We start from the raw sequence: 26316 nt of genomic DNA, 5'->3' as shown, positions 1-26316 counted from the left end.
GCGGCGGGAGCCGAACTGGAACCGGCCGTCGCAGCGGGCGGGCTGGACGCCACAGCGGACGGGGCACCGGACGCGGCCGGTGTACCGGATGAGGTGGTGCCGGTGTGGTCGGTGCCGCAGCCGGCCGCGGTGAGGGCCACTACGGTCACCACCGCCGCGGCAAAGGGGATCGCGCGGCGGCGGCGTACGAGAGCGGTGGGTACGGATGACGGTGTCGTGGTGAGGTGCTCCGGCGTAGGTCGCATACCTTTCGGTTGCTCAGCGGGCCGGTGCTTCGAACCTCAGGCGTCACAATTGTTGCTGTATCCGCACATTCGCCGTGCTGACGGAGGACGGATCGCTCAGCGGTGCGAGTCGCCGCCGCGGCCGCCGTCCCCGTCGTCGGAGTCGGCGTCATGGGAGGCACCGTCGTCGGAGTCGGCGTCATGGGAGGCACCGTCGTCGGAGTCGGCGTCGTCGGAGTCGGAGTCGTGCCGGTCGCCGTCGTTGCCGTTGCCGTCGCCGGCGTTCGGGCCGCCGCCGTTCGGGCCGCCGCCGTCCTTGCCGTCCTCGTGGCCGCGCCGGCGGCGGCGTACTTCCCAGACGACGAGGGCGGCGACCACGACCGCGGCGACGATGGCCGCCACCGCGGTGCCCGCGGTGCGCTCGACCCGCTGGTAGGCGTCCCCCGCGAAGTAGCCGAGCAGCACGAAGCCGACGCCCCAGACCAGTCCGCCGAGGGCGTTGTAGAGCAGGAAGACCCGGTAGGGCATCCGGCTGATGCCGGCCAGCGACGGGATCAGGGCCCGGAAGAAGGCGATGAAGCGGCCGAGGAAGACGGCCGTCGGGCCGCGCCTGCGGATCAGGTCCTGGGCCCGGTCGATGTGCGAGCGGCGGCCGCGCAGCGCTCTGGTGTCCAGGATGCGCGGGCCGAAGCGGCGGCCGACCTCGTAGCCCACCGAGTCGCCGCCGACCGCGGCCAGGACGACGAGGACCGCCATCCAGTAGACGGAGACCTTGTGCTGGCCGGCCAGCACTCCGCCGAGCACCGCGGCGGTCTCGCCGGGCAGCACGAAGCCGAAGAAGAGGGCGTCCTCGCAGAAGACCAGCGCGAAGATGACGGCATAGACCGCGCCGCCGGTCGTTCGCGACAGCCAGTCGGTGATCGTGTGCATAGGCGCCCGGGCGTCCTAGCGGACCACGCGCGGCTTGCGGCGCAGCCGCCAGAAGCCGTAGCCGAGGTCCGCGGCGAACAGCACGATGCCGATGACGAGCAGATAGCCCAGACCGCCGACCGCCACGCCGATCAGGCCGAGCACGATCGCGGCGATGATCAGAAACAGGAACAGGCTCATGGTCCAGTCTCCTTTCCGGGCCGGTTCGGCTCCGTCGGTGGTGCGGGTGGTGTCGAGCTGGTCGGCGAACGAGGGGTGGTTGTCGGGGTCGTGCGGGTCGTGGCGGGCGTCGCGGTCGGGCCAGCGGCGCCGCCGAGGTGGCCGGGCGCCGCGGGGTCTCCCCCGCGGCGCCCCGCTCTCAGCGGCGGGCGAGTTGCCGTGCTCCGTCCGCCCCGGGCTTGTACGGCAGGCCGTAGTGCCGGAAGATCGCCTCCTCGTCCTCGACCGGGAGGACATCGTCCGTTCCGATCGAAGGGGCCGACTTCACCAGCGCTCGGCCGTACGGCACGCGCAGGTAGCCCGGTCCGGCGATCACCTCGGCGACCGGTACGAATATCAGCCGGTGCCGAGTGGGCAGACCGATCCGGACCGTCCCCATCGAGGGCTGGTCCGTGACGGTGTCCACATAGACCGCCTCCAGGACACCGATCTTGTGGCCTTCTTCGTCCACCACATCGTGGTCGCGCCACTCGCGGAGATCAGCGGGCTCGATCATGGCCTGTCCTCCTGCCGTGGCTGGGTCGGTGTCCCGTTCGAATGTCGCCTGCCCCGGCCGGAAAGCGCTACGCGTCTCAACCTGCCTTGATCTCACTGCGATCGCCGCCCCACAAGGTGTGGAAGGTGCCGTCGCGGTCGTCGCGCTGATAGGTGTGGGCGCCGAAGAAGTCCCGCTGGGCCTGGGTCAGGGCGGCGGGCAGCCGCTCCGCGCGCAGCGCGTCGTAGTAGGCGAGCGACGCCGAGAAGCCCGGTACCGGCACGCCGTGTTCGACGGCCGCCGCGACCACGGTCCGCCAGTCCTCCTGGGCGGCGCCGATCTCCTCGGCGAACCGCTGGTCGGACAGCAGGCTGGGCAGGTCCGGGCGGCTCGCGTAGGCGGCGGTGATCCGGTCCAGGAAGGCCGCCCGGATGATGCAGCCGCCGCGCCAGATGGCGGCGATGGCGCCGAGGTCGATGTCCCAGCCGTACTCGTCGCTGCCCGACTGGAGCATGTGGAAGCCCTGGGTGTACGAGACGATCTTCGACGCGTACAGCGCCTGCTCCACCCGGTCGGCGAACGCGGACGCCGCCTTGTCGTCCAGGGCGGTGCCGCGCGGCCCCGGCAGGTCCCGGGAGGCGGCGCGCAGTTCGGAGTGGCCGGACAGCGAGCGGGCGAACACCGCCTCGGCGATGCCGGAGACGGGCACGCCCAGGTCGAGGGCCACCTGCACGGTCCAGCGCCCGGTGCCCTTCTGCTCGGCCTGGTCCTGGACGACGTCCACGAACGGCTTGCCGGTGACGGGGTCGGTGTGCGCCAGCACCTCGGCGGTGATCTCGATCAGATACGAGTCCAGCCGGCCCTCGTTCCAGGTCCGGAAGATCTCCGCGGCCTGCGCCGGGCTGTAGCCGGCCACCGCCCGCAGCAGGTGGTAGGCCTCGGCGATGAGCTGCATGTCGGCGTACTCGATGCCGTTGTGCACCATCTTGACGAAGTGGCCGGCGCCGTCCGGGCCGATGTGGGTGGTGCAGGGCTTGCCGTCCTTGGCCTTGGCGGCGATCTGCTCCAGCATCGGGCCGAGCGAGGTGTAGGACTCGGCGGAGCCGCCGGGCATGATGGACGGGCCGTTGAGCGCGCCCTCCTCGCCGCCCGAGACACCGGTGCCGACGAAGTGGATGCCCTGCTCGCGCAGTTCGCGCTCGCGGCGCCGGGTGTCCTGGAAGTGGGCGTTGCCGCCGTCGATGATGACGTCGCCCGGTTCGAGCAGCGGTGCGAACTCGGCGATCACCGCGTCCGTGGGGTCGCCGGCCTTCACCATGATCAGCAGGCGGCGGGGCCGCTCCAGGGCCGCGACGAACTCCTCGGCGGTCGTGGTGGGGACGAAGTCGCCCTCGTTGCCGTGCTGCTCCATCAGGGCGTCGGTCTTGGCCTTGGTGCGGTTGTGCAGAGCCACGGTGAAGCCGTGGCGGGCGAAGTTCCGGGCCAGATTGCTGCCCATCACGGCCAGCCCGGTGACGCCGATGTCGGCCTTCTCAGTCATCTGCTGCTCCTGGATGCTTCGGCTCCGGTGGTCAGTCTCTCGCCGCCCCGCCGCCCCGGCGCGTTCACGACGGCCGATCGGGGGGCGGGGCGGTTCGGCGACGGGCAGCCCGGTGCGGCCCGGGTCGGCGCCGCCCGGGTCGGTGCGGCCCGGGTCAACGGCGGGACTCCCGTGAGCGCCGCGGGCCCCGTGAGCGCCGCGAGTCCCGTGAGTTGCCGAACAGGATGCGGTAGATGATGAGCAGCACCAGCGCGCCGGCTATCGCCGACAGCCAGGTACGGCCGTCGAAGAACTCGTGCCGTACCGGCCGGTTCAGGAATTTGGCCGACAGCCAGCCGCCGACGAACGCTCCCGCGACGCCGAACAGCAGGGTGCCGAATACGCCGCCCGGGTCACGGCCGGGCAGCAGAATCTTCGCAATGCCTCCGGCCAGCAGGCCGAGGATGATCCAGCTCACGATTCCCATGGCGGCTCTCTACCCCGAGCCCACCCGGCTACGCCGCGCCTCCCGCCCCCGGGGCGTCAGAGCCGGCGCCAGCGGGCCGAGGCGAAGGAGAAGACACCGAACAGCACCAGGCCGAGGGCCACGACCACCAGCAGCCAGGGCCCGGCCGCGGTGTGCGCGAAGCTGCGCAGCGTCTCGTCGACACCCTTGGCCTGGCCGGGGTCGTAGCGGATCGCCGCGACCAGAACGAACACCCCGGCGCCCGCGAAGACGGCGCCACGGGCGATGCCGCCGCCCATCCCGGAGGCGACCACCAGTTGGCGGCTCCGCCGGCCCATGCCGACCGTCGTCATCTTCTTGAGGAATTTGCGGCGGGCGGCCCGGAACGCGATCATCGCGCCGGCCACCACGAGCCCGCAGCCGGCCACGCCCACCAGCCAGCGGCCGGCCGGCAGGTCGAGGGCGGAGCGGGTCCAGTCCTTGGACTTCTGGTTGCTGCTGCTGGAGCCGCCGGAACCGGCGGCGAAGGAGGCGGTGCCCCAGCAGACCGAGGCGTAGAACGCGGCCCGGCCGGCGTTCATCAGCCGCTTGCCGGGACGGGCGCCCGCCGACCGGCCGCTGCCGCCCTCGCCGGGCTCGTCGGTGCCGATGGCGGCCTGCGCGGCGCGCCACAGCGTCATGCAGGCGAAGCCGGCGGCCAGGATCCACAGCATCGCGGTGCCGAACGGCTGGCCGGCGATCGACTGCAAGGCGCCCTGCCGGTCGGCCTGTTGTCCCCCGAGGCCGAAGGCGATCCGGATCGCCAGGATGCCGATCAGTACGTAGATGACCCCTCTGGCGACGAATCCCGCCCGGCCGGCCGAGGTCAGTACCTCGCGCGGCGTGCGCCGCCGCGCCGCGCCGGCCGCCCGTCGTCCCTTTGCCTGTACGTGCGACGACATCGCGCCTGCCTCCCCTGTTCCGGCCGGGGCCTGTTGGCGCCCGCGAGGGGCGTGTGCCCGGCTATCGCCGGTTCACGCCGGCTGTCAGCCGTTGGGCGGGCCCGCGGAGGGCCGGCGGTCCTGCCGTTCGGTAGCGGCGCCCTGTTCGGCGGGCGGCTCGGCGGCGTCCGCGTCGGCCGCCGCCGGGTCGGCGGTGAGGAATTCCGCGATGCCGGTCAGGTCCAGCAGCCGCTCCAGGACGGGCGGCCGCTCGTCCAGGTGCAGCCGGACGCCGGCGGCGGCGGTCCGCCGATGGACCGTCAGCAGCACCGAAATGCCCATGGAGTCGCAGTCGCCGAGCCGGCCGCAGTCCAGCCGCAGATCGCGGGTGCCGGGGTGGGCGGCCAGACCGGCCTCGACCTCTTCCAGCAGTTCCGCCGCGCTGTCGTAGTCGAGGTCGCCGACGATCGCGGTGCGCAGGGTGTAGGGATCCACCGCGACGGTGGTGAGGGCCAGCTGGTCTGCGGGGTGGGTCGTCATGCCGGCCTCTCGGTCTGGGGTGTGGGGTGTGCGGGTCGCGGTGCGCGGCGCGGTCCGAGGCGCCGTCGGGGTCGCGGGGTGCGTCGCGGGGTCGGCGCCGCCGTCGTGCGGGGCGGGGCCGCCCGGGTTCGCTGTCGTCGTCGCCGTGACGGCTCGCCTGCTGGTCATCCGGTGAACCTGCCCGGTCCGTGTCCTCCCACCGCACTGAGGTGGGTTCCGCGCGGAGCGGTGATCGCCACCGCTGCCATGTCGTCGTGCCGTCCGTCGCCCACCCATTGGGAGGCGAGCGTCATCAGGCGTTCCACCACCGCGTCGGGTGGCGCTCCCGCGCATGCGGCCAGGGCCCGGGCCAGCCGGGCCTCGCCGAAGAACGCGCGGCCGTCCGGGCCGCCCTTGGCCTCGGTGATCCCGTCGGTGAACAGCACACAGGTGTCCCCCGGCGCCAGGGTGACCGTCTCGGTCCTGGCCGCCACCGTCGGCAGCGCCCCGACCAGGGTGCCGCGCGTCGGTACCGGCTCCACCCGGCCGTCGGCCCGCACGACCAGCGGCGCCGGGTGTCCGGCGCTGGTCAGCCGCAGCCGTACATCGGGGCCGTGCCGGGAGGTCGAGGCCAGCAGCAGGGTGGCGAAGCGGGTGTGCCGGGCGGTCAGCAGGGCGCCGTTGAGCAGGCTGAGCACCAGTTGGTGGTCGCCGGCCAGCGGCAGCAGCGCGTGCAGGGTGTTGCGGATCTTCCCGGTGAGCACCGCCGCCTCCAGCCCCTTGCCGCATACGTCGCCGAGCACCACCAGGGATTCGGCGCCCGGTCCCACGCCGGCGTGCAGGTCGTAGAAGTCGCCGCCGACCCGCTCGCCGGGCCGCGCGGCGGCGTAGCGGGCGGCGAAGTCCACCCCGCCGACGTGGCCCATCGGCGGCGGCATCAGCTCGCGCATCAAGGTCTCGGTGATGGAGGTCTGCTCGGTGTGCAGCCGGGCGGCCGACATCGCCGCTCCGGCCCGGCCGGCGAAGAGCCGGGTGAAGGTCTCCTCGGTGCCGTCGGACGCGGCGTTCGCGGCCCGGTGCAGCAGGATCAGCGCGCCGGCCGGCCCGCCCTGGCCCGGCAGCGGGCTGATCACCATCGAGCCGACCGGGCCGAATCCGTCCGGCACCACCCAGTCGGGGGCGGCGGCCGGGTCGATCCGGCGGGCGGCCACCGGCGGGAAGCAGCGCAGTGCCTCGGCCAGGCCCGGCACTTGCGCCGGGTCGCCCGGCGCCTTCCGGCTGACCGGCTCGGCGCCGCGCACACAGGAGGCGAACGGCAGTCGGCGGGCGGCGCTCGGGGCCACCACCAGGGCCGCGTCGGCCAGGTGGGTGGCGGCCAGCCGGGCGGCCACCTGCATGCAGCATTCCAGGTCCAACGCCGAGTGCAGCAGGGCGGATGCCTCGGCCAGCACCGCGGCGTGCCCGCGTTCCACGGCCAACGCGTCGGCCGCCACGCGGTGTTCGGTGTCGTCCACCAGCCACCAGGCCACCGCTCCGGTGTCGTCGGGAGCCGACGGGTGCGCCTCGAAACTGCGTTCGCCGACCGGTCCGCCCGCGGGTCCGGTGCCCGGTCCCCGCTCGCCTCCGGTCAGCCGCCGGTGGGCGCGGACCAGCCAGGGCGGCGCCGCCTCGGTCAGGTCGGCGCCGGCCAGCGCGCGGGGGAGCAGCGTGGCCGCCTCGGCGTTGGCCTGGCGGACCACTCCGTCCGCGTCCACGAGCAGTACGGGGAAGGGGATGCGCCGCAGCCTGGAGTCCGGCGCGGTGTCACCGGCCGTACTCGTCCCTGTCTTCGCGTACATCGCCACCTTCACAGGACCCTGCGGGCGGGTCCCCTCCCCTCGTCACCGGTCGGCGGATCGCTCCCCGCTGCGTCTTCTTCCAGCTGTTCCCCGCTCATCCCCCGCTTCCTGCCGCTCCTGCGCGCGGTGCCGCGCCGGTCGCCCGGCGGGGCCCACGGCTCAGTCCCGGCGGTCGGTGTGCCGGTAGCCGAAGGGGCCCGGCAGGTCGGCGGAGGTGGTGCGGCGGCCGGTGGTGGACCAGGTGCGGTGCGCTCCCTTGCGGCCGAGCGTCAGCGACAAGGACTTGCGGTTCACATTGATCCGCACACCCGGCAGGATGTGGAACGACTTACGGAACGTCATCGGCATGGCGGTCTCCTTGGGTGGGCCTGCCGACCCGTCTTCCCCGGCTCCGCGTCTTCATACGGCTTCACCCTGCTCGGAATACGGCTTCACCCTGCTCGGAGCGGAAATTGACGGCCGGTCAGCGGAAGCCGGCCACCGCGTGCGGCGCGTAGGCCGACTCCAGCCGTTCGACCTCGTCCGCCCCGAGTTGTACGTCGAGCGCGGCCACCGCGTCGGCCAGGTGCGCCGGCTTGGTGACGCCCACGATGGGGGCGGTCACCACCGGGTTGCCGTGCAGCCAGGCCAGCGCGACCTGGGCGGCGGGGATGCCGCGCTGGGCGGCGATCTCGGCCACCCGTTCGACGACGATCCGGTCGTCCTCGTGGTAGAGGTTGGCGCCGAACTCGTCGGTCTCGGTCCGGGCGGTGACCGCGTCCCAGGGCCGGGTCAGCCGGCCGCGTGCCAGCGGGCTCCACGGGATGACCCCGATGCCCTGGTCGGCGCACAGCGGCAGCATCTCGCGCTCCTCCTCGCGGTACAGGAGGTTGTAGTGGTTCTGCATCGACGCGAAGCGCGTCCAGCCGTGCAGGTCGGCGGTGTAGAGGGCCTTGGCGAACTGCCAGGAGTGCATCGAGGAGGCCCCGATGTAGCGGGCCTTGCCGGACTTCACGACGTCGTGCAGTGCTTCCAGCGTCTCTTCGAGCGGGGTGTTCGGGTCCCAGCGGTGTATCTGGTACAGGTCCACGTAGTCGACACCGAGCCGCCGCAGACTGTGATCGATCTCACTCATGATGGCCCGCCGGGACAGGCCGCCGCCGTTGGGTCCCGGCCGCATCCGGCCGTGCACCTTTGTGGCGATGATCACTTCGTCGCGGGCGGCGAAGTCCCGCAGCGCCCGGCCGGTGATCTCCTCGCTGCTGCCGTCGGAGTAGACGTTGGCGGTGTCGAAGAAGTTCACCCCGGCTTCGAGGGCCTGGCGGATGATCGCCCGGCTGCTCTCCTCGTCGAGCGACCAGCGGTGGTTGCCCCGGGCGGACTCCCCGAAGCTCATGCAGCCCAGACTGAGGGCTGAAACCTCCAGGCCGGTCGATCCCAGTCGCGTGTACTGCATGCCGCTGCCTCCTCCACATGAGCCGGACGGACACATTATGTGGTGATCAACGCGCGGGAATACAGCCGCGGGTCCACCGGCTTTCCCCATCGGCTCATGCAGACGGAGACGAACGAGGAGCAAAGCGAACGTGACCACTCACACCCAGCAGGCCAAGGCGTCCGGAACGTTCTCCCTGGGCGGAGACCTTCCGGTGACCCGGCTCGGCTTCGGCTCGATGCAGCTGACCGGTCCCGGGGTCTGGGGCGACCCGGCGGATCCCGAGGAGGCGGTACGCGTGCTGCGCCGGGCCGTCGAGCTCGGCGTGGACTTCATCGACACCGCCGACGCCTACGGTCCGATCGTCGCGGAGCAGTTGATCAAGAAGGCGCTGCACCCGTACGCGGACGACCTGGTGATCGCCACCAAGGCCGGATTCACCCGCTCCGGCCCCGGCGACTGGCGTCCGGTGGGCCGGCCGGAGTACCTGCGGCAGCAGGCCGAGATGAGCCTGCGGCACCTCGGTCTGGAGCAGATCGGCCTGTTCCAGCTGCACCGTATCGACCCCAAGGTCCCGCTGGCCGAGCAGATAGGCGAGCTGAAGCTGCTCCAGCAGGAAGGAAAGATACGTCACATCGGGCTGTCCGAGGTGACCGTCGAAGAGCTGGAGCAGGCGCGGGAGACCGCCGAGATCGCCTCGGTGCAGAACCGCTACAACCTCGCCGACCGGTCGTCGGAGGCGCTGCTGGACCACAGCGAGGCCCGCGGCATCGCCTTCATCCCGTGGTTCCCGCTGGCGACCGGCGAACTGGCCAAGCCCGGCGGTCCGCTGGACGCCCTCGCCGAGCGGCACGGCGCCTCGCCGTCACAGCTCGCGCTGGCCTGGCTGCTGCGCCGCTCCCCCGTGATGCTGCCGATCCCCGGCACCTCCTCGGTCGCGCACGTCGAGGACAACATCGCGGCGGCCGGGCTGTCGCTGACCGACGAGGAGTTCGACGAGCTGACGGCCGCGGTCTGACAGCGCCCCGCCCGGTGGCCGGGCGGCGTCGTACGGCCGCCGCAGACGGAGTCCGCCCGGCGCGGGCGGACTCCGGGCGGTCCGGGGAGGCGGGCGAGGCCGCTCGGGGGCCGGGCGGGCGTCAGTCCGGGCAGTCCGGCAGCTCGAAGGAGAAGGCCGCGGTCACCGTCTTGCCGTCCGGCCGGGTGTGGGTCTCCCAGTCGTCGGCGAGCGCCTGGATCAGCGCCATGCCCCGCCCGGAGGTGCGCTCCAGGTCGGGTTCCCGGGCGGCGGGCAGCTGCGCCGAGGAGTCCCCGACGCTGACCCGCAGGCAGCGCCCGTCCCAGACCAGCACCACGTGCGCGTCGCTGTGCGCGTGGACGTGGGCGTTGGTGATCAGCTCGGAGACCGCCAGCACCACGTCGTCCGCGGTGTCCGGTGCGCGCTCGGTCCAGCCGAGCATCGCGACGTGCTCACGGGCCCAGTCGCGGCCCGCCTTGACCCCTTGGGAGACGGGGAACGACTTCGCCCAGCCAACGGCCTTCACTGGCATCCCGCTTCCTCTTCGGATCGGCTTCGGATCGGCTTTCGGATCTGTCCGGGTACACGGCAGGCGCCCGGCCACCGTGCTGGGGGGGCAAAGCGGTGGCCGGGCGCGGCCCGGGGGCGCCAGGGGGGGTGGGCGCCGCCGGGCGAGGTCCGGCCGTTTGCCGGACAACCGGCCGGACCTGGTCCCCCGCGAGTCCCTTGCGGGGGATGACTTCCGCCTGCCCGGCCTCCCGGGTGCCATGCACGGCGGCACCGGAATTTCTCTCCGTCGCCGCCGGGGCCGGTGGGAACCGGGGGGCGGCCGGGGCGGGCGCGGGTCAACGGGCCCGGCAGCGCGGCCGGTCGGGGAACCCGCGGTCAGCCGAGCCGCACCCGCACGCTGACGCTCTTTCCGCCCCCGGCGTGCGGGGTGACGGTGACGTACTCGGCCACCGCGCAGACCAGCGGCCAGCCGTAGCCGCCGGGGCGGTTGTGGTCCACCGGCCCCGAACGCACCGGGCGGGCGCTGCTGGCGTCGCTCACGGTGAGGTACAGGCAGCCGTCCTCGACGGTGGCGGTGAATCCGGTCACGCCGCCGCCGTGCCGGATGGCGTTGGTGACCAACTCCGAGGTGACCAGCAGCACATCGGTCACCACCCGGTCCGCCAGCGGCAGCTCGCCGTCCGGCAGCGGGAGATGGCCGGCCAGCAGGGTGCGGACCCGCCCGCGGGCGGCGGCCGCACTGGCCGGGAAGGTGTTCTCCGCGTCACACGGGGGTTCCACCGTCGTCATGGCCGCTCACCGGGCCGACGGTACGGGCTCATCCGGTCACGCCTCCAGCGCCTGGTCGAAGGTGTCCGCCATGGTGAAGAGCTCGGCGGTGCCGGTGACCTCGAACAGCCGGCGCACGATGTCGCTGAACGGACCGGCCACGATCAGCCGGCCGCCCGCGTCGGTGTGCCGGCGCTGCGCGGTCAGCAGCACGTGCAAAATCGACGAGTCGGCGAACGGCACCGCCGACAGGTCGACCACGGTACGCCCCGGCGAGCGCAGCACGGCCTGCTCCAGCGTCCGCGAGAGCAGCGGGGCCGAGTCGGCGTCGATCTCGTCGGTGACCCGCACGACGACCGCGTCGCCGTCGGCCAGCACCGTGATCAGTTCCCCCGTTTCCGACACCTGCTCCACCTTTCGTTCAGCAAGAGACCGCCATGGACACCTATCGGCGGCCGTGCGGGACAGCCATGGACGGAAGCGAACGCGAGCGAACGCTCCAGGGAGGTTACCGGGCCCGCCCGGCGGCGTCGCGCAGAGCCTGCGAAGCCTGGTCGGCAGTGTCGTACATCGCGACGATCTGGTCGATGCCCACGATCTGGAAGATGCGCGTCAACTCCTGGCTGGTGCCGCACAGCGCGAAGCCGGTGTGCTCGGCCTGGGTGCGGCGGTAGGCCCCGACGAGCGCGGTCAGGCCGGTGGAGTCGCAGTAGGTGACGCCGGACAGGTCGATGACCAGTCCGCCGGCGAACGCCAGCCCGTCCAGGGTGTGCTGCAGCCGGTGTGCGGTGTGCAGGTCCAGGTCTCCGGTCACGTCGAGAACGCACTGGCCGGAGGGGCTGGCCTCCACCGTGAAGGTCAGATCGGACACCGGTGCTCCTCGAGGTCTGCGAGCGGCGGACATGTGCCGTGATCCGGTGGACGGGGTCACGGCCTGCACATCATGCTCGTACCCTGAAGTCGCCGGTTGGTGCGTCCTCCATACTACGGAGCGGGAAGACAGCTCGGGGCTGGGCGGCGCGACGGCGGCCCGCGGGCTGCCCGAGGTGAAGGCGGGACGATGGACGGCAGGGAGCAGGACCCGGTGGAGCTGCTGTTCCCCGGCGACGGCGAGATGGCCGCGCGGGTGCGCGGATACCCGTGGGGGGATTCGCCGATGGGCGAGCCCGGCAGCTGGCCGGTGAGCCTGCACACGGCCCTGCGGATCTGCCTGACCTCGCGGTTCCCGATGATCGTCTGGTGGGGACCGGAGCTGAGGTTCCTCTACAACGACGCCTATCTGCCGCTGCTGGGCACCAACCACCCCGCGCTCGCCAAGCCCGGCGACCGGGTGTGGCGGGAGATCTGGCACATCATCGGTCCGATGCTGCGCTCGGTGATGGACACCGGCCGGGCCACCTGGTCGGAGGACCTGCTGCTGCCGCTGGTGCGGCACGGCTATCTCGAAGAGACCTACTGGACCTACTCCTACAGCCCGCTGCACGACGACGACGGCACGGTCCGCGGGGTGTTCACCGCGGTCAGCGACACCACCGAGCGCGTCATCGGCGAGCGGCGGCTGGCGGCCTTGCGGGACCTGGGCTCGCAGGCCGGCAACGCCCGCAGCGTCGCCGAGGCGTGCGAGCTGGTGGCCGCGGCGCTGGACCGGGCCGGCGCGGACGTGCCGTTCGCCGAGGTGCATCTGCGCGGCGCCGGCGCCGACGAGCCGGAGCCGGCCGCCAGCACCTCCGGTTCCTTCGCCCGGCCGCTGCGGGCGGGCGGCGGCTGGCCGCTGGCCGAGGTGCTCGACGGCGGCGGCCCGGTGGTGCTGTCCGATGTGCGGGAGCGCTTCGGCGACCTGCCGGCGGGCGGCGGCTGGCAGGCGCCGCCCCGGCAGGCGGTGGTGCTGCCGCTGCCCGGCGAGACCGGGGCGCGGGACGTCGGGGTGATGGTGCTGGGGGCCAGCGCCGGGCGGATGCTGGACGACAGCTATCTGTCCTTCCTCAACCTGGTGGCCCAGCAGACCGCCGCGCTGGTCAACGGCGCGGTCGCGTACCAGGTGCAGCAGCACCGCGCCGAGGAGCTGGCCGAACTCGACCGGGCCAAGACCGCGTTCTTCTCCAACATCAGCCATGAGTTCCGCACCCCGCTGACCTTGATCATGGGTCCGGTCCGCGAACTGCTGGACCGGCCGGGCGAGCTCGGCGACCCGGTGCGCGAGGAGCTCGAGGTCGTCAACCGCAACGGCCTGCGGCTCGGCCGGCTGGTCAACGCGCTGCTGGACTTCTCCCGGATCGAGGCGGGCCGGATGGAGGCCCGGTACGAGCCGGTGAACCTCTCGCTGCTGACCGCCGAACTGGCCGGTGTCTTCCGCTCCGCGGTCGAGAAGGCCGGCCTGGAGTTCGACGTGCGCTGCCCCGAACTGCCGCAGCCGGTCTATCTGGACCGGCAGATGTGGGAGAAGGTGATGCTCAACCTGCTGAGCAACGCGCTGAAGTTCACCTTCGACGGCACCATCGGCGTGTCGGTGGCGCAGGAGGACGGCCGGGCCGTGGTGCGGGTCAGCGACACCGGCATCGGGGTGGCGGGTGAGGAGATGCCGCGCCTGTTCGAGCGCTTCCACCGGGTCCGCAGTGTCCGGGCGCGCTCCGACGAGGGCAGCGGTATCGGTCTGGCACTGGTCCGCGAGCTGGTCGACCTGCACGGCGGGACCATCACCGCCGACAGCACCGAGGGCGCCGGCACCACCTTCACCGTGTCGCTGGCCTTCGGCCACGCCCACCTGTCCGCGGCCAATGTGGCGCCGCCGGCCGCCCTGCCCGCCGGGTCCCCCGGTGTCTCGACGGCCGCCGAGCCGTTCGTCCAGGAGGCGCTGCGCTGGCTGCCGGACCTCGGCGAGCCGGTCCTGGGCGAGCCGGGGCGGCCGCCGGAGCCGGCCGGTCCGGCGGGGACGGCCGCCGACGGGCCGGCGCCGGCCCGGGTGCTGGTCGCCGACGACAACGCCGACATGCGCGACTACCTGCGGCGGCTGCTGCGCTCCCGGTACGCCGTCGACACGGTGGGCGACGGCCGTTCCGCGCTGGACGCGGCCCGCGCGGACCCGCCCGACCTGATCGTCAGCGACGTGATGATGCCCGGCATGGACGGCCTGGAGCTGGTGGCCGCGCTGCGCGCCGACCCGCGCACCGCGGGCGTACCCGTGCTGCTGCTGTCCGCGCGGGCCGGCCAGGAGGCGTCCGTGGAGGGCCTGGAGGCCGGCGCCGACGACTACCTGGTCAAGCCGTTCACGGCCGGTGAGCTGATGGCGCGGGTGCAGGCCAATGTGCAGCTGGCCCGGCTGCGCAACCACCACGCCCGCTGGCGCAGCGCGCTGATCGACTCCCTCCAGGAGGGCTTCTTCCTGTGCGACGAGGACGGCACCGTGGTGGAGATCAACACCGCCTTCGCCGAAGTCCTCGGCTACGGACCGGAGGCGCTGCCGTATCCGCCGCCGCACCCGTGGTGGCCGACGGGGGCCGATCCGCAGGCCAGGGAGCGCACCGCGGAGGCGTTCACCCGGGCGCTGACCGGGCCGAGCGGCAACTGCGTGGTGCCGGTGGAGCACCGCGACGGGAGCCGGCTGTGGGCGGCGGTCGCCTACAGCGCGGTGCGGGACCCGGAAAGCGGTCGGCGGATGTACGTCGGCACGCTGCGCGATGTCAGCGCCGAGCGGCTCGCGGTGCAGCGGGAGGCGGCGCTGGCGGCGCTGAGCCTGCGGCTGGCGAGAGTGGGCAGCCTCAGCGACGCGCTGAACGAGGCGCTGGAGGAGTTCCGTTCGCTGTGGCGCTCGCCGCGCGCGCTCGCCGTGACCTGGGGCCCGGACGGGCGGCCCCGGCTGACCGGTACCACGGCCGGCTGGGCGGAGCTGCCGGAGGCGCTGCGCGGCACCCTGATGGCGCTGCGCGACCGGCAGCCGCTCACCGCGGTGCCCACCGACGGCGAGACCAAGGGCGCGGGCATCACCTTGGAGCACCCCGACGGGCGGCTGACGATGTGGCTGGAGGTGCCGCCGCACCGCCCGTTCGGGCCCGAGGACCAGACGCTGCTGGCGTTGCTGTGCGGCACGCTGGGCCCGGCCCTGCACCGGGCGCACCTGTTCGACCAGCAGCGGGAGACGTCGGTGGCGCTCCAGCGCGCCATCCTCGGCCCGGGCCGGCTGCCGGCCGGTTTCGCGGCCCGCTACGAGCCGGCCGGGCGGCCGCTGGAGGTGGGCGGCGACTGGTACGACAGCGTGGAGCTGCCGGACGGCCGGATAGCGATCGTGGTGGGCGACTGCGTGGGCCGGGGCCTGCACGCGGCGGCCGTGATGGGGCAGTTGCGCAGCGCCTGCCGGGCGCTGCTCATCCAGTCGATGGGGCCGGCGATGGCGCTGGACGCGCTGGACCGGTTCGCGGCGCTGGTGCCCGGCGCCCACTGCGCCACCGTCTTCTGCGGCATCCTCGACCCCGACACCGGCCTGCTGACGTACAGCAGCGCCGGGCATCCGCCGGGCATCCTGGTCGGCGCCGACGGCGACCTCGAACTGCTGGAGGAGGGCCGGTCGCTGCCGCTGGCGGTGCGCCCCGGGCAGCCGCGGCCCGAGGCGCGGTGCACGGTGCCGCCGCGGTCGACCCTGCTGCTCTACACCGACGGCCTGGTCGAGCGGCGCCGGCTGCCACTGGACGACGGCATCGCGCGGGCGGGCGCCGCCATCCGCGAGGGGCGGACGGTGGCGGTGGAGGAACTGGCCTCCGCGGTGCTGTCCCGGATGGCGCCGGCCGGCGGTTACGACGACGACGTGGCGCTGCTGGTGTACCGGCACCCGGGCCCGCTGGAGCTGGCCTTCCCGGCCGAGTCCGGTCAGCTGTCCACGGTGCGGGGCGCGCTGCGCGGCTGGCTGGCCAACGCCGGGCTCAACCCGCGACAGGCGCAGGACGTGCTGGTCGCGGCCGGCGAGGCCTGTGCCAACGCGGTGGAGCACGGCCGCCGGGCCGGACCGGGCGGCCGGGTGCGGCTGCTGGCCAGTACGACCGCCGACACGCTGCGGCTGACGGTGACCGACAACGGCCGCTGGCGTACCCCGGGGGTCACGCCCGGGGTGGACCGCGGCCGCGGCATAGCGCTGATGCGGGCGCTGGTGCACCAGGTCGTGATCACCCCGGGCCCGGAGGGCACCACCGTCGACTTCCACACGAGGATCGCACCATGACTTCCCTGCTCAGCTTCGTCACCCGCCGGGGCACCGACGGCGGCGCGGTGCTGGCCGCGCTCGGCGAGATCGACATGAGCAACGTCGACACCTTCCGGTCGGCGCTGGCGGAGGCGATCCCGGCGGGCGGCACGTTGCGGGTGGATCTGACCGACGTCCACTACCTGGACAGCGCGGGTCTCGCGGTGCTCTTCGACCACGCGCCGCGGATCAGCCTGATCGCCGGGGCGCTGCTGGAACCGGTGCTCACCATCTCCGGGCTCACCGAGATCGTCACGGTGGAGATCCCGGGGCGGACCGCCTGAGCCGGACCGCGAGCAGCGCCACGTCGTCGTTGCCGTCGGGCGGGAAGCGGGCCAGCAGGTGGTCGCAGATGTCCTCCACGTCGGCGGGCCCCTTGGCCACGGCCTCCTCCAGTTCGGCGAGGCTGTCGGCGATGTCGGTGCCGCGCCGCTCCAGCAGGCCGTCGGTGACCATGACGATCTGCGAGCCCGGCGGCGCGGCCACCCGCACGGCCGGCGGGTGCGGCAGGCCCAGGCCGAGCATCGGCCCGTGCTCGCGGACGGACCAGGTCCGGCCGTCGGGGGCCCGCAGCACCGGCGGCAGGTGGCCCGCGTTGGCGATCTGCACGCTGTCGCCGCTCTCGATCAGCATGATGCACAGCGTGGCGCACACGTGCGGGTTCAGCCGGTGCAGCAGGTGCTCCAGGTGGCCGGCGATGACATGCGGGGGGTGCCCCTCCAGGGCGTACGCGCGCAGCGCGTGGCGGAGTTCGCCCATCACCACCGCCGCGTCCAGCGAGTGCCCGGCCACGTCGCCGACGGCGACGATCAGGCCGTCGCGGACGGTGAGGGCCTCGTAGAAGTCCCCGCCGATCTCGGTGGTCTCGCTGGCCGGCAGGTAGCGCACGGCCAGTTCGGCCCGCTCGGTGGACGGCAGCGACACCGGCAGGAAGGTGCGCTGCAAGGTCAGCGCCAAGGTGTGCTCCTCGGTGTACGACCGCAGCGCCTCCAGCGACAGCGCGCTGGCATGGGCGAGCTGGGTGAGCAGCTCGTGGTCGTCGGCGGTCAGCCCGCGGTCCGGCACCGCGATGCACAGCGGGGGCCGGCCCGCCTTGACCCGGGCCATGGCCACCGCGAGAGCCGGTGTGTCCCCGGCGGCGGGCATCATGTGCACCCCGACCCCGGTGGCGCCGCCCAGCGGGTGCGACTGGAGCAGCGCCTGCACCTCGGCCGCGGCCGGTTCGGTCACGGTGGCCGCCTCACCGGCCGCGCCGACCGCCTGCACCAGCCGGCCCTGCGGCGAGGTGAGCACCACCCGGGCGGCCGCGCCGAATATCCCGGCGGCGCCCAGCGCGGTGCCGCGGGCCAGCGCGGCGGCGTTGCCGGCGCCGTACAGCGCCAAGGTGGCCCGGTTGAGGCGGCCCAGGCGTTCGGCGAGGGTCTCGGCGCGGCGCCGGGCGCGCGCGTAGCGCAGCGTGGCGGTGACCGTGGCCAGCAGCTCGTCGGGCGCGATCGGCTCGGTCAGATACGCGTCGGCGCCGCGGTTCAGGCCCTGCGTGCGGTCGGTGACGGTGATGGCGGAGGCGGAGATGTGGATGACGGGTACGGCGGCCGTGTCGGGATCCGCCTTGATCCGCTCGCACACCTCGAAGCCGGTCATGTCCGGCAGCCGGACGTCGACGATCGCCGCGTCCGGCAGCGGGTCGGCGGTGTGCAGCAGGGCCAGCGCGCCGGTGCCGTCCGCCGCCTCCAGCACCGCGTGCCCGGCGCGGCGCAGGCAGGCGGTGATGATGTAGCGGTTGGTGGGGTTGTCGTCCACCACCAGGATCAGGGCCGGTTCGGTGTCGACTGCCGCGTAGCTGTTCATGGCTGGGATTCGTCCTCGGGGCGTCGGCCGGCGGCCGGCCGGCGCAGCACCCCTGCCAGCCGGCCGGAAGTGAGGTGCGTCTTTCCCAGGACGGCCCGGGCATGCGTCAGCCGGGACCGGTCCAGGCCCTCGTGGTCGGTGGCGGTGAGCACCACCACCGGGACGGACGCCAGCGTCCGGTCCCGCGCGAGGTGTTCCAGCAGCTGGTAGCCGTCGGGCGGGGCCATGGACAAGTCGAGCAGTACGGCGTCCGGCCGCAGCCGGCGCACCGCGGCCAGCGCTTCGGCGCTGACCACGACTTCGGTGACGTTGTGCGCCAGCCGGGCCAGCACGGGCCGCAGGGTGCGCAGGAACGCCGGATCGTCGTCGACGACCACCAGCGAGTCGAGCACCGGGACGGCGGGCCCGTCCTCGTCGTCGCCCTCGGCGACCGGTCCGGGCGCCGGGACGCGGGTCTGGGCGGGCAGTTCGACGACCACGGTGGTGCCCTCGCCGGGGGTGCTGGACAAGGACAGCCGCCCGCCGAGCAGTTCGGTCAGCTTGCGGGCGTACGGCAGGCCGAGGCCGGTGCCGGCGGCCGCGCGCTGGTGCGGGCCGCGCACCTGGTAGAACTCCTCGAAGACCCGCTCCTGCTGGTCTTCGGGGATACCGACGCCGGTGTCGGTGACGGTGAAGACGTACCAGGGCCGGCCGCGGCGGTCCTCGCAGTCGACCGCGAGCCGCACCTCGCCCGTCTCGGTGTACTTCAGGCTGTTGGACAGCACGTTGCGCAGCACCCGGGTGAGCATCACCTCGTCGGTGACCAGCGGCTGCGGGTGGCTGTCGTCGGGGATGACGAGGGTCACGCCGGGCTGGGCGGTGCTGCGCAGGGTGCCGCGCAGCTGGTGCAGCAGCGAGCGCAGGTCGGTGTCGACGAGTTCGGGTTCGAGCCGGCCGGACTCGGCCTTGGCCACGTCCAGCAGTTCCTCGACCAGGGCGAGCAGCGTGCTGCCCGAGGCTCCGATCAGGGCGATCTGCTGCCGCTGCTCGGCGGTCAGCGGATCGGCGCCGGGCCCCAGCAGCAGCCGGGTCAGCCCGATCACCGCGTTGACCGGGGAGCGCAGCTCATGGCTGACATTGGCCCAGAACCGGGTCTTGGACTCGCTGACCAGGCTGAGCTGGCGGGTCTTGTCCTCCAGCTCGGCGTAGAGCGCGACGACGCCGGTGTTGGTCGCCTCCAGCTCCTTGGACAGCTCGGAGTACAGCGCCACCACGCCCTGGTTGGTCTCCTCCAGTTCGGTGTTCAGCCGCTGGAGTTCCTCCTGGTGGGCGCGGGCCTGCTGGAGCGCCGCCAGCAGGTCGTGGTTCTGGTTGCGCAACTCCTCGCTCATGCTGACACCGCTCAGTCCGACCAGTTCGTCTCGGGCCCGGGCGGCCAGTTCCGCCGGTGGCTCGGAAGTTGGGGGGAGGTGCTGTCCGAGGAGCAGCACCGGGTGCTCACCGGGGGTCCACTCGCACTGGTCGAGCAGCCGCTCGGCGGCCTGCAGGATCTCGGGGGCCGGTACCGCGTCCCCGGTCCATTCGAAGCGGACCGCGACCCGGGGCGGGTCGGCGGCCACCAGGCTGACCCGGCCGGTGAGGCCGGGGGCGCCGTGCAGATAGCGGCCCACCTCGCTGAGTACCGTGGTGAGGCGTACCGTCTCGGCGCGCGGCAGGCCGAGCAGCCGGAAGGCGGCCTGCGCGTCGCGGCGCAGCGCGAACACCTCGCGCTCGCCGCGCAGCGGCGAGGTGATCACCACCAGCGGGCCGCCGGGCGTCATGCCCCCGCCTTGACCACGACGATCCCGGCGTCGTCCCCCCGGGTGCCGGCCTGCCACAGCAGTTGGCCGGCGATCAGCACCGGGCCGTGGGCCAGCAGGCCGGGGAAGTCCGCCGGGACCCAGCGGTTGCTGAGCCCGTCGGAGTGCAGCACCAGCGCGGAGCCGGTCGGCAGGTCCGCCTCGAAGGTCTGCAGCCGGGAGATGCTGTGGCCGACGATGCCGGGGATGGACATCAGGGTCTGCCGGGACTGCGGGCCGAGCACGAATCCGCTGATGTTGCCCGCTCCGGACAGCTGGACCCGGCGCCGGGTGCGGTCCACCCGCGCGACGGCGACGGCGGCGCCGCGCGTGCCCTTGAGCCGGGCGTGCAGGTCCTGGACGATCCGGGCCGGCTCGACGGAGCGGCTCTCCCGGAACGCCAGCCGCGCGGTGTCGGCGACCCGGGCGGCCAGCGGCCCGTGCCCGAGGCCGTCGCACATCATGACGATCGTGTCGACCACGCCGTCGGCGGTGATCTCCTCGCGGGCCGCCCAGGTGTCGCCGCACAGCTCCTCGCCGTTGATCGGCCGGGTCAGGCCGCCGACGTGGACCCCCGGGGCGTCCGGCGGCGCGGCGCCGCGCGGGTAGAAGCGGGCCAGCAGCGCGGTGCCGCGACCGGGCTGCGAGTGGATGGCGAACACGTCGGCCAGCCGGTTGATGGCGCCCAGGCCGAGACCGAGGGTGCCGGCCGTGGAGTTGCCGTCGATGAGGGCGGCCCGGATGTCGCCGATGCCGGGGCCGCTGTCCAGGGCGAGGAACTCCACCGCGGCGGCCGGGCCCTGCCGCTCGATGCGCAGCACCAGTGCCCCGTCGTCGCTGTGCCGCTGCAGGTTGGTGGCCGCTTCGGTGACGGCCAGCGCGAGGTCGCCGGCCCGGTCGGCGCCCAGGCCGATCCGGTCGGCGAGCAGCGCGGCCTCGCGGCGGGCGGCGGCGGGCATCGCCTCGCCGACCCGCAGCCACACCGCGTCGCCCGCCTCGGTGGCCGCTCCGGTGGTCATCGGGCCCACTTGGTGACGGTGACCGTGGTGCCCTTGCCGACCTCGGAGTCCAGGTCGAACTCGTCGCTCAGCCGGCGGGCGCCGCTCAGGCCCAGGCCCATGCCGCGGCCGGACGACCATCCGTCGGTGAGCGCCAGGTCCAGGTCGGGTATGCCCGGCCCCTGGTCCTGGAACCGCACCCGCACGCCCATCTTGAGGCCGCGCCGCACCAGAGCGCCGCGCATGCTGCCGCCGCCGCCGTAGGACAGCGTGTTGCGGGCCAGTTCGCTGGCCGCGGTGACCAGCTTGGTCTGGTCCACCAGCGAGAGCTTGGCTTCCTGGGCCAGCACCCGTACCGCCTGCCGGGCCTTCACCACGTCGCCGCTCTCGGCGATGGCGAGCTCCTGCACCGAGGATTCCTCGGCCGGGTCCGACTCCGCCTTCACGGCCGGACCGGTGGGTTGTCCTGGGCGATCCTGAGCTGGTTGAGCCCTTCCTCCAAGTTGAGCGCGGTGCGGACCCCGCCCAGCGACAGCCCGAGTTCGACCAGGGTCATGGCGACCGCCGGGCGCATGCCGACCACGACGGTCTCGGCGCCGAGCACCCGGGAGATCGCCGCGATGGTGGCCAGCATCCGGCCGACGAAGGAGTCCACGATCTCCAGCGCCGAGATGTCGATCACCACGCCGTGCGCGCCGGTGCCGACGATCCGCTCGGACAGGTCCTCCTGGAGGTCGAGCACCATCTGGTCCTCCAGGTCGATCTGGATGGACACCAGGAGGATGTCGCCGATCTTCAGGATCGGCACGCGGTCGGTCATACCAGCCCTCCGGCCCGGGCCACGGCGGCCTTCTGCCGGTCGATCTGCGTCAGGGCGTGCCGCAGCGCGTCGGCGAGGGTGGCCTTGGTGGCGATGTCGCCGAACTCGATGCCGAGGGCCACGATGGTCTGCGCGATCTGCGGGCGGATACCGGAGATGGTGACCTCCGCGCCCATCATCCGGGCGGCCACCACGGTCTTCAGCAGGTGCTGGGCGACCTGGGTGTCCACCGCGGGCACACCGGTGATGTCGATGATCGCGTGGGTGGAGTTGAGGTCGATCAGCGACTGCAGCAGCTTCTCCATCACCACCTGGGTGCGCGCCGAGTCCAGGGTGCCGACCAGCGGGACGCCGACCACGCCGTCCCAGAGCTTGACCACCGGGGTGGACAGCTCCAGCAGCTGCTCGGCCTGCGCGGCGATGATCTCCTCGCGGGTCTTGGCGTGCGTCTCGACCGTGTACAGCCCGAGGTCGTCCAGGGCCCGGAAGAACCGGAGATACGTGGTCACCTGGGCCGGGTCCTCGGTCAGGACCGGCTCCAGGACCTCCTTGAGGGCGAAGACGCCGTAGGCGGTCTCGGTGGGGCTGAAGCCCTGGCGCGCGCGGTTGCGGGAGAGTTCGGCGAGCAGGCCGCGGGTCTCGGCGAAGTGCTCGCCGCGGGTGGACAGCCCGCCGCGGGCGACGGCCGCGGTGATGGCGTCGTAGATCTCGGTCAGCTCGCGCTGGACCTCGGCCGCGGTGAGCCGGCCGGCCAGCGTCCTGGTCACGGTCGTCACCCAGCGGGCGATCAAGTCGTCCCGCCGGCCGGCCAGCAGGCTTTCCAGCTCCTGTGCCTGTATGTGCTCGTCTGCCATGTCGCAGCCCTCCGTGGTGATCGCGGCCCGTTGCAGCCCCTGAGGCTACGGCACGGGTCGCACCGGACGGTGGGGCAGGTGTTCGAAGATTGCCGTCGGCGGCGAGCCGGCCGCTACACGTCGAAGGGACCGATGGCACCCAGCGCGAGGGTCACCGTGATCCGCTTGCCGACCGGCTCGCGGCGCACGTCGAAGCCGTCGGCGACCGCGAAGACGATCTCCAGGCCGTGCTGGCCGATCCGGCCCGGTTCCGCCGCCCGGGCGATGGGCAGCGCGGTGTTGGTGTCCCAGACGGTGAGCTCCAGCACCGGGCCGCGGATCTCCAGATTCAGCGCGCAGGGGCCGGGGGCGTACTTGAAGGCATTGGTCACCAGCTCGCTCACCACCAGCTGGGCGTCCGCGTCGGCCTGGGCGGGGACCTCGGCGCCGTGCTCGTCCCGGGCGCGGGCCAGGAAGGCCGCGGTGAAGGAGCGTGCCTCGGCGATGGCCCCGGTCTGGCCGTCGTACGCAGCTCCGGCCCAGATGCCCTGACCCGCCGACCCGCGCCGGCTGCGGTCGGTCGCCATCCCTGTGTCCATGTCGCGCCCCTGTCCGGTCGTCGTGCACGACCGATCGGGCGTTTACCCGAGCGGTGGCGCTCCACACCCCCGACTTCATGATTCTCCTCCGGCCCCGGGCGCACCGAACATTCGTGCATACTTCCGCCATGCCCACGCATGGTGATTCCTCTCAGAGCGGCTCGTCCGCCCGTCCGGTGCGAGTGGTGGCGGCGCACGGTGATCTCGACATCGAGAACCTCGGTCCGCTGCGGCAGGCACTGGAGACCGCGGCCGAAGGGCCCGTGGTCGTGCTCGACGCCACCGGCGTCACCTTCGCCGACTCCAGTTTCCTGTCCGTCCTGCTCGGGGTACGGCAGCTGACCGACCTGCGGGTGGCGGGCGCGCCGCCGCAGGTGCTGCGGCTGCTGGAGATCACCGGCGCCGACCGGATCATCCCGCTCTACCCCTCGGTGGCCGAGGCGGAGAAGGCCGACTCCGCATCGTGACCGCGGCGCCGGATTGAGGCCACCGGCACCGGGCAGCTGACAGCGCATGATCACGCTGGGCGTGGAAGAGGAGTACTTCCTGCTCGACCCGGACACCGGTCTGCCCGCACCCCGGGTGGACGCGGTGCGGGCCGCGGCGGGACTGGAACCGGCCGCCGGCCGGCACGAGGTGCAGGAGGAGTTGCTGCAGGCGCAGATCGAGGTGGCCACCCCGGTCTGTCTGCGTCTGGACGAGGTGGCGGGGCATCTGCTGCGCCTGCGGTACGCGGTGAGCGCCGCGGCCGAGCGGGCCGGCTGCGTGCTCGCCGCCAGCGGGACCCCGCCGATGGCGCCGGCCGAGCCGGTACCGGTGTCGGGCGCTCCCCGGGCGGGCGCCACCCGGGAGCGGGCCGCCCAACTGGCCGACGAGCAGCTGATCAACGGCATGCACGTCCATGTGGCGGTGCCGGACCGGCCGACCGGGGTGGCGGTGCTGAACCGGATCCGGCCCTGGCTGCCGGTACTGGTCGCGATGGCGGGCAACTCCCCGCTCTGGCACGAGAAGGACACCGGCTTCGCCAGCTGGCGCACCATCGTCTTCGACCGCTGGCCGGTGAGCGGACCGCCCCCGGTGTTCGCCGGGGCCGCCGACTACGAGACCCGGATCCGGGACCTGGTGGAGAGCACAGTGCTGGACCGCGGCCAGGTCTACTGGCAGGCCCGCCTGTCCGACCGCTACCCGACGCTCGAAGTCCGGGCGCTGGACGTGCAGTTGCGGGTCGACGAGACGGTGCTGTTCGCCGGTCTGATACGGGCGCTGGTGGTCACCGCGCTGCGTGAGCACGCCGGCTCCGTGCCCTACCGGAGCATGCCGCAGGAGCTGCTGCAGGTCGCCAACTGGCATGCGGCGCGGTACGGGTTGACGGACACCCTCATCGGCACCGAGGGGGTGGCGCGGCCGGCCCGCGAGGTGGTGTCGGGGCTGGTGGACCATCTCACCCCGGCGCTGGACGCGGCGGGCGACACCCGGCAGGTGCTGCCGCTGGTGCGTCGGCTGCTGGCCGAAGGAGGCCCGGCGCAGCGGCAGTCGCGGGCGTTCGCCCGGGACGGGGTGAAGGGTGTCGTCCGGCTGATCACCGATCAGACGGTCGCCGTCGAGCGGTGACCGAGGTCGGCGCGGCCACCGGGGCGGCCCGCGGCGCGTGTTCGGGCCCGCAGCGGGCACACGTCCGCTGACAGGTCCGACGGGCCGTCACCGGCCGCGTCCTGAGCCGTCGTAGGCCGTCTCGGGCCGTCATGAGCCGTCATGAGCCGTCATGAGGAAGTGCCGGGCGCCGACAGAAGACGCCGACAAAAGAAGAAGAGGACGCCATGGAGATCTCCGGAGTCGTGAGCGCCGTCATCATCGGCACCGTGGCCGCGCTGATCGGATCCGCCGTCGCCGCCGGGTTCGACGTGCGGAGCACCAAGGGCGCGGACTGGATCGAGTGGCTGATCCCAGTCGGCCCGGCCGCCAACGGTATCGCGGCGCTGGACAGCAACCGGCGCCCGCACCGCAGGTGAAGCCGGTGCGGGCGCCGGACCGTCCGGCCGCCCGGCGTCATCTCCCGCCGTGCCCGCTCGGGCCGCTCGCGGAGGTACGGCGGCGGCCGGTGCGGCGCCTGATGGCCCGGCGCTCCTCCTCGGTGGTCCCGCCCCACACCCCGCTGGTGTCACCCGCGTCGAGAGCGTCGCTCAGGCACGACTCCCTGACCGGGCACCGCGCGCAGATCTCCTTGGCGCGCCGCGCCTGCAGCTGGGCCGGGCCGGACTGGCCCACGGGGAAGAAGAGTTCGGGGTCTTCGGTACGGCAGGCAGCCTTCTGTTGCCAGCTCACGAGGGCACCGCCTTTCATCGGTGGATGACGGATGTACGAGGCGCGGTGTCGGCGCCGTACCGTTGCGCCTGCCCGCTCAGGCGCCCGGTCAACGCAAGGATCGGTCGAGGAACGACGAAGGATGGTGGAGACCGTGCGCAAGACACAGGACATCAAGGCGGCCGGGGTGCCGGCCCGGGTACGCACCGGCCGCTCCGCCTGGGGTCTGTACCGCGAGACGCGCCGCCCGGGCGCCCCCGGACTGCTGCGCCGGCTGTTCGCCACCCCGCGGCTGATCTTCTCGGTGCTGCGCGGCCGTTACCCGGGGCTGTCCCGGGGCAAGCTGCTGCTCTTCGGCGCGCTCGTGCTGGTCTACATAGTCTCGCCGGTGGACGCGATCCCCGATTTCATCCCGGTGCTGGGCTGGACCGACGACGGCGCGGTGGCGCTGTGGTTCCTGACCGGAATCATCCGCGAGTCGGGCCGGTATGTGGAATGGGAACGCGGCTACCGCGGCTAGGGTCGCAGAATGCAGAAATGGACCGGTCATCCGTTTCCCCTCGGTGCCACGTACGACGGCGCGGGAACGAATTTCGCGCTCTTCTCGGAGGTCGCCGAGAAGGTGGAACTCGCCCTGATCGACGACGCCGGGCGCGAGCAGCGGGTGGAGCTCACCGAGGTCGACGGATTCATCCGGCACGCGTATCTGCCGGGGGTGGGTCCGGGTCAGCGGTACGGGTTCCGGGTGCACGGTCCGTACGATCCGGGGCGGGGGCACCGGTGCAATCCGGCGAAGCTGCTGCTGGACCCGTACGCCAAGGCCGTCGACGGCCAGGCCGACGGCGACCCGTCGCTGCTCGGCTACCGGCCGGACGACCCCGACCGGCCCAGCGCCTCCGACGACTCGGCGCACACCCTGCTCGGCGTGGTGGTGGACCCGGCCTTCGACTGGGAGGACGACCACCCGCCGAAGCGGGCCTACCACGAGACGGTGATGTACGAGGCGCATGTGCGGGGGTTGACGCAGCGGCATCCGGGGTTGCCGGAGAAGTT

29 protein-coding genes and 2 pseudogenes are annotated in these 26316 nt (G+C 73.3%); 8 read left to right on the top strand and 23 right to left on the bottom strand.

What is annotated here, in order from left to right; all coding sequences use genetic code 11:
• The 11 genes and pseudogenes from GA0115240_RS37695 to GA0115240_RS25745 form a co-directional block, all read right to left on the bottom strand.
• Positions 1-245 (bottom strand): annotated as a pseudogene (locus GA0115240_RS37695) (hypothetical protein); the annotation flags it as partial.
• 96 nt (positions 246-341) lie between these two features.
• Positions 342-1154, bottom strand: coding sequence for a DedA family protein (locus GA0115240_RS25785; RefSeq protein WP_237555204.1), 813 nt, complete (start codon positions 1152-1154; stop codon positions 342-344).
• 15 nt (positions 1155-1169) lie between these two features.
• A complete protein-coding gene (locus GA0115240_RS37235) occupies positions 1170-1334 on the bottom strand; it encodes a hypothetical protein (protein ID WP_176725171.1) in 165 nt (54 codons plus the stop codon).
• 178 nt (positions 1335-1512) lie between these two features.
• Positions 1513-1869, bottom strand: coding sequence for a PRC-barrel domain-containing protein (locus GA0115240_RS25780; protein WP_093740156.1), 357 nt, complete (start codon positions 1867-1869; stop codon positions 1513-1515).
• Positions 1870-1945: 76 nt separating this feature from the next.
• A complete protein-coding gene (gndA, locus tag GA0115240_RS25775) occupies positions 1946-3388 on the bottom strand; it encodes an NADP-dependent phosphogluconate dehydrogenase (RefSeq protein WP_093740154.1) in 1443 nt (480 codons plus the stop codon).
• A 154-nt stretch (positions 3389-3542) separates the two neighbouring features.
• Positions 3543-3854: a GlsB/YeaQ/YmgE family stress response membrane protein gene (locus GA0115240_RS25770; RefSeq protein ID WP_093740152.1), complete on the bottom strand. Its 312-nt coding sequence runs from the start codon at positions 3852-3854 to the stop codon at positions 3543-3545.
• A gap of 56 nt (positions 3855-3910) precedes the next feature.
• Positions 3911-4774, bottom strand: coding sequence for a DUF1206 domain-containing protein (locus GA0115240_RS25765; protein WP_093740150.1), 864 nt, complete (start codon positions 4772-4774; stop codon positions 3911-3913).
• A gap of 84 nt (positions 4775-4858) precedes the next feature.
• On the bottom strand, positions 4859-5293 hold the full coding sequence (locus GA0115240_RS25760) for an STAS domain-containing protein (protein WP_093740148.1): 435 nt from the start codon (positions 5291-5293) through the stop codon (positions 4859-4861).
• A 164-nt stretch (positions 5294-5457) separates the two neighbouring features.
• Positions 5458-7110 (bottom strand): PP2C family protein-serine/threonine phosphatase, encoded by a 1653-nt coding sequence (locus tag GA0115240_RS25755; protein WP_093740166.1) that lies wholly within the window; start codon positions 7108-7110, stop codon positions 5458-5460.
• A gap of 159 nt (positions 7111-7269) precedes the next feature.
• Positions 7270-7458: a DUF4236 domain-containing protein gene (locus tag GA0115240_RS25750; protein WP_093740146.1), complete on the bottom strand. Its 189-nt coding sequence runs from the start codon at positions 7456-7458 to the stop codon at positions 7270-7272.
• 115 nt (positions 7459-7573) lie between these two features.
• Positions 7574-8545, bottom strand: a complete 972-nt coding sequence (locus GA0115240_RS25745; protein ID WP_093740144.1) for an aldo/keto reductase — start codon at positions 8543-8545, stop codon at positions 7574-7576.
• 130 nt (positions 8546-8675) lie between these two features.
• Here GA0115240_RS25745 and GA0115240_RS25740 point away from each other — a divergent pair, with 130 nt between their 5' ends.
• Entirely contained in the window at positions 8676-9542 is an 867-nt protein-coding gene (locus GA0115240_RS25740) for an aldo/keto reductase (RefSeq protein ID WP_093740142.1), read from the top strand.
• A 121-nt stretch (positions 9543-9663) separates the two neighbouring features.
• Here GA0115240_RS25740 and GA0115240_RS25735 read toward each other — a convergent pair whose 3' ends face one another.
• The 4 genes from GA0115240_RS25735 to GA0115240_RS25720 all read right to left on the bottom strand — a co-directional run bounded on the left by GA0115240_RS25735 (position 9664) and on the right by GA0115240_RS25720 (position 11691).
• A complete protein-coding gene (locus GA0115240_RS25735) occupies positions 9664-10074 on the bottom strand; it encodes an ATP-binding protein (RefSeq protein ID WP_176725170.1) in 411 nt (136 codons plus the stop codon).
• Positions 10075-10427: 353 nt separating this feature from the next.
• Entirely contained in the window at positions 10428-10841 is a 414-nt protein-coding gene (locus tag GA0115240_RS25730) for an ATP-binding protein (protein WP_093740138.1), read from the bottom strand.
• A gap of 36 nt (positions 10842-10877) precedes the next feature.
• Positions 10878-11225 carry an STAS domain-containing protein gene (locus GA0115240_RS25725; RefSeq protein WP_093740164.1) on the bottom strand — a complete coding sequence of 116 codons (348 nt, stop codon included), beginning with the start codon at positions 11223-11225 and terminating at the stop codon, positions 10878-10880.
• A 103-nt stretch (positions 11226-11328) separates the two neighbouring features.
• Complete coding sequence (locus GA0115240_RS25720) at positions 11329-11691, bottom strand: STAS domain-containing protein (protein ID WP_093740136.1); 363 nt, start codon at positions 11689-11691, stop codon at positions 11329-11331.
• A 189-nt stretch (positions 11692-11880) separates the two neighbouring features.
• Here GA0115240_RS25720 and GA0115240_RS25715 point away from each other — a divergent pair, with 189 nt between their 5' ends.
• On the top strand, positions 11881-16026 hold the full coding sequence (locus tag GA0115240_RS25715; RefSeq protein ID WP_093740134.1) for a SpoIIE family protein phosphatase: 4146 nt from the start codon (positions 11881-11883) through the stop codon (positions 16024-16026).
• On the top strand, positions 16023-16331 hold the full coding sequence (locus GA0115240_RS25710) for an STAS domain-containing protein (protein WP_093740132.1): 309 nt from the start codon (positions 16023-16025) through the stop codon (positions 16329-16331). The genes GA0115240_RS25715 and GA0115240_RS25710 overlap by 4 nt, the downstream gene beginning before the upstream one ends.
• Here the strand turns inward: GA0115240_RS25710 and GA0115240_RS25705 are convergent.
• The 7 genes from GA0115240_RS25705 to GA0115240_RS25675 form a co-directional block, all read right to left on the bottom strand.
• Positions 16300-17895 carry a fused response regulator/phosphatase gene (locus tag GA0115240_RS25705; RefSeq protein ID WP_093740130.1) on the bottom strand — a complete coding sequence of 532 codons (1596 nt, stop codon included), beginning with the start codon at positions 17893-17895 and terminating at the stop codon, positions 16300-16302. The two genes, GA0115240_RS25710 and GA0115240_RS25705, sit on opposite strands and share 32 nt — an antisense overlap.
• Positions 17892-19694, bottom strand: a complete 1803-nt coding sequence (locus tag GA0115240_RS25700) for an ATP-binding response regulator (RefSeq protein WP_093740128.1) — start codon at positions 19692-19694, stop codon at positions 17892-17894. Before GA0115240_RS25700 ends, GA0115240_RS25705 begins: the two co-directional genes overlap by 4 nt.
• Entirely contained in the window at positions 19691-20731 is a 1041-nt protein-coding gene (locus GA0115240_RS25695) for an ATP-binding SpoIIE family protein phosphatase (protein ID WP_093740162.1), read from the bottom strand. Before GA0115240_RS25695 ends, GA0115240_RS25700 begins: the two co-directional genes overlap by 4 nt.
• Positions 20728-21156 (bottom strand): anti-sigma regulatory factor, encoded by a 429-nt coding sequence (locus tag GA0115240_RS25690; protein WP_370673374.1) that lies wholly within the window; start codon positions 21154-21156, stop codon positions 20728-20730. The genes GA0115240_RS25695 and GA0115240_RS25690 overlap by 4 nt, the downstream gene beginning before the upstream one ends.
• Complete coding sequence (locus GA0115240_RS25685; RefSeq protein WP_093740126.1) at positions 21153-21530, bottom strand: STAS domain-containing protein; 378 nt, start codon at positions 21528-21530, stop codon at positions 21153-21155. Before GA0115240_RS25685 ends, GA0115240_RS25690 begins: the two co-directional genes overlap by 4 nt.
• A complete protein-coding gene (locus GA0115240_RS25680) occupies positions 21527-22384 on the bottom strand; it encodes an STAS domain-containing protein (RefSeq protein WP_093740124.1) in 858 nt (285 codons plus the stop codon). The genes GA0115240_RS25685 and GA0115240_RS25680 overlap by 4 nt, the downstream gene beginning before the upstream one ends.
• Positions 22385-22497: 113 nt before the next feature.
• On the bottom strand, positions 22498-22962 hold the full coding sequence (locus GA0115240_RS25675; protein ID WP_237555203.1) for an ATP-binding protein: 465 nt from the start codon (positions 22960-22962) through the stop codon (positions 22498-22500).
• A 128-nt stretch (positions 22963-23090) separates the two neighbouring features.
• Here GA0115240_RS25675 and GA0115240_RS25670 point away from each other — a divergent pair, with 128 nt between their 5' ends.
• The 3 genes from GA0115240_RS25670 to GA0115240_RS25660 all read left to right on the top strand — a co-directional run bounded on the left by GA0115240_RS25670 (position 23091) and on the right by GA0115240_RS25660 (position 24971).
• Entirely contained in the window at positions 23091-23429 is a 339-nt protein-coding gene (locus tag GA0115240_RS25670; RefSeq protein ID WP_093740120.1) for an STAS domain-containing protein, read from the top strand.
• 46 nt (positions 23430-23475) lie between these two features.
• Positions 23476-24573, top strand: a complete 1098-nt coding sequence (locus tag GA0115240_RS25665; RefSeq protein ID WP_093740118.1) for a carboxylate-amine ligase — start codon at positions 23476-23478, stop codon at positions 24571-24573.
• 206 nt (positions 24574-24779) lie between these two features.
• A complete protein-coding gene (locus GA0115240_RS25660; RefSeq protein WP_093740116.1) occupies positions 24780-24971 on the top strand; it encodes a hypothetical protein in 192 nt (63 codons plus the stop codon).
• 37 nt (positions 24972-25008) lie between these two features.
• On the opposite strand, the gene GA0115240_RS25655 is transcribed toward GA0115240_RS25660, so the two are convergent.
• Positions 25009-25284: a WhiB family transcriptional regulator gene (locus GA0115240_RS25655; RefSeq protein WP_161302443.1), complete on the bottom strand. Its 276-nt coding sequence runs from the start codon at positions 25282-25284 to the stop codon at positions 25009-25011.
• 121 nt (positions 25285-25405) lie between these two features.
• On the opposite strand from GA0115240_RS25655, the gene GA0115240_RS25650 reads away from it, so the two are divergent.
• Together GA0115240_RS25650 and GA0115240_RS25645 are read left to right on the top strand one after the other, a co-directional pair.
• Positions 25406-25783: a YkvA family protein gene (locus GA0115240_RS25650; RefSeq protein WP_093740112.1), complete on the top strand. Its 378-nt coding sequence runs from the start codon at positions 25406-25408 to the stop codon at positions 25781-25783.
• 9 nt (positions 25784-25792) lie between these two features.
• Positions 25793-26316 (top strand): annotated as a pseudogene (locus GA0115240_RS25645) (glycogen debranching enzyme); the annotation flags it as partial.

The sequence above is a fragment of the Streptomyces sp. DvalAA-14 genome (genome assembly GCF_900091855.1).
Lineage (GTDB): Bacteria > Actinomycetota > Actinomycetes > Streptomycetales > Streptomycetaceae > Actinacidiphila.
Note: the sequence above shows the minus strand (reverse complement) of the source record. Positions and strands in the feature narration are given on the sequence as shown.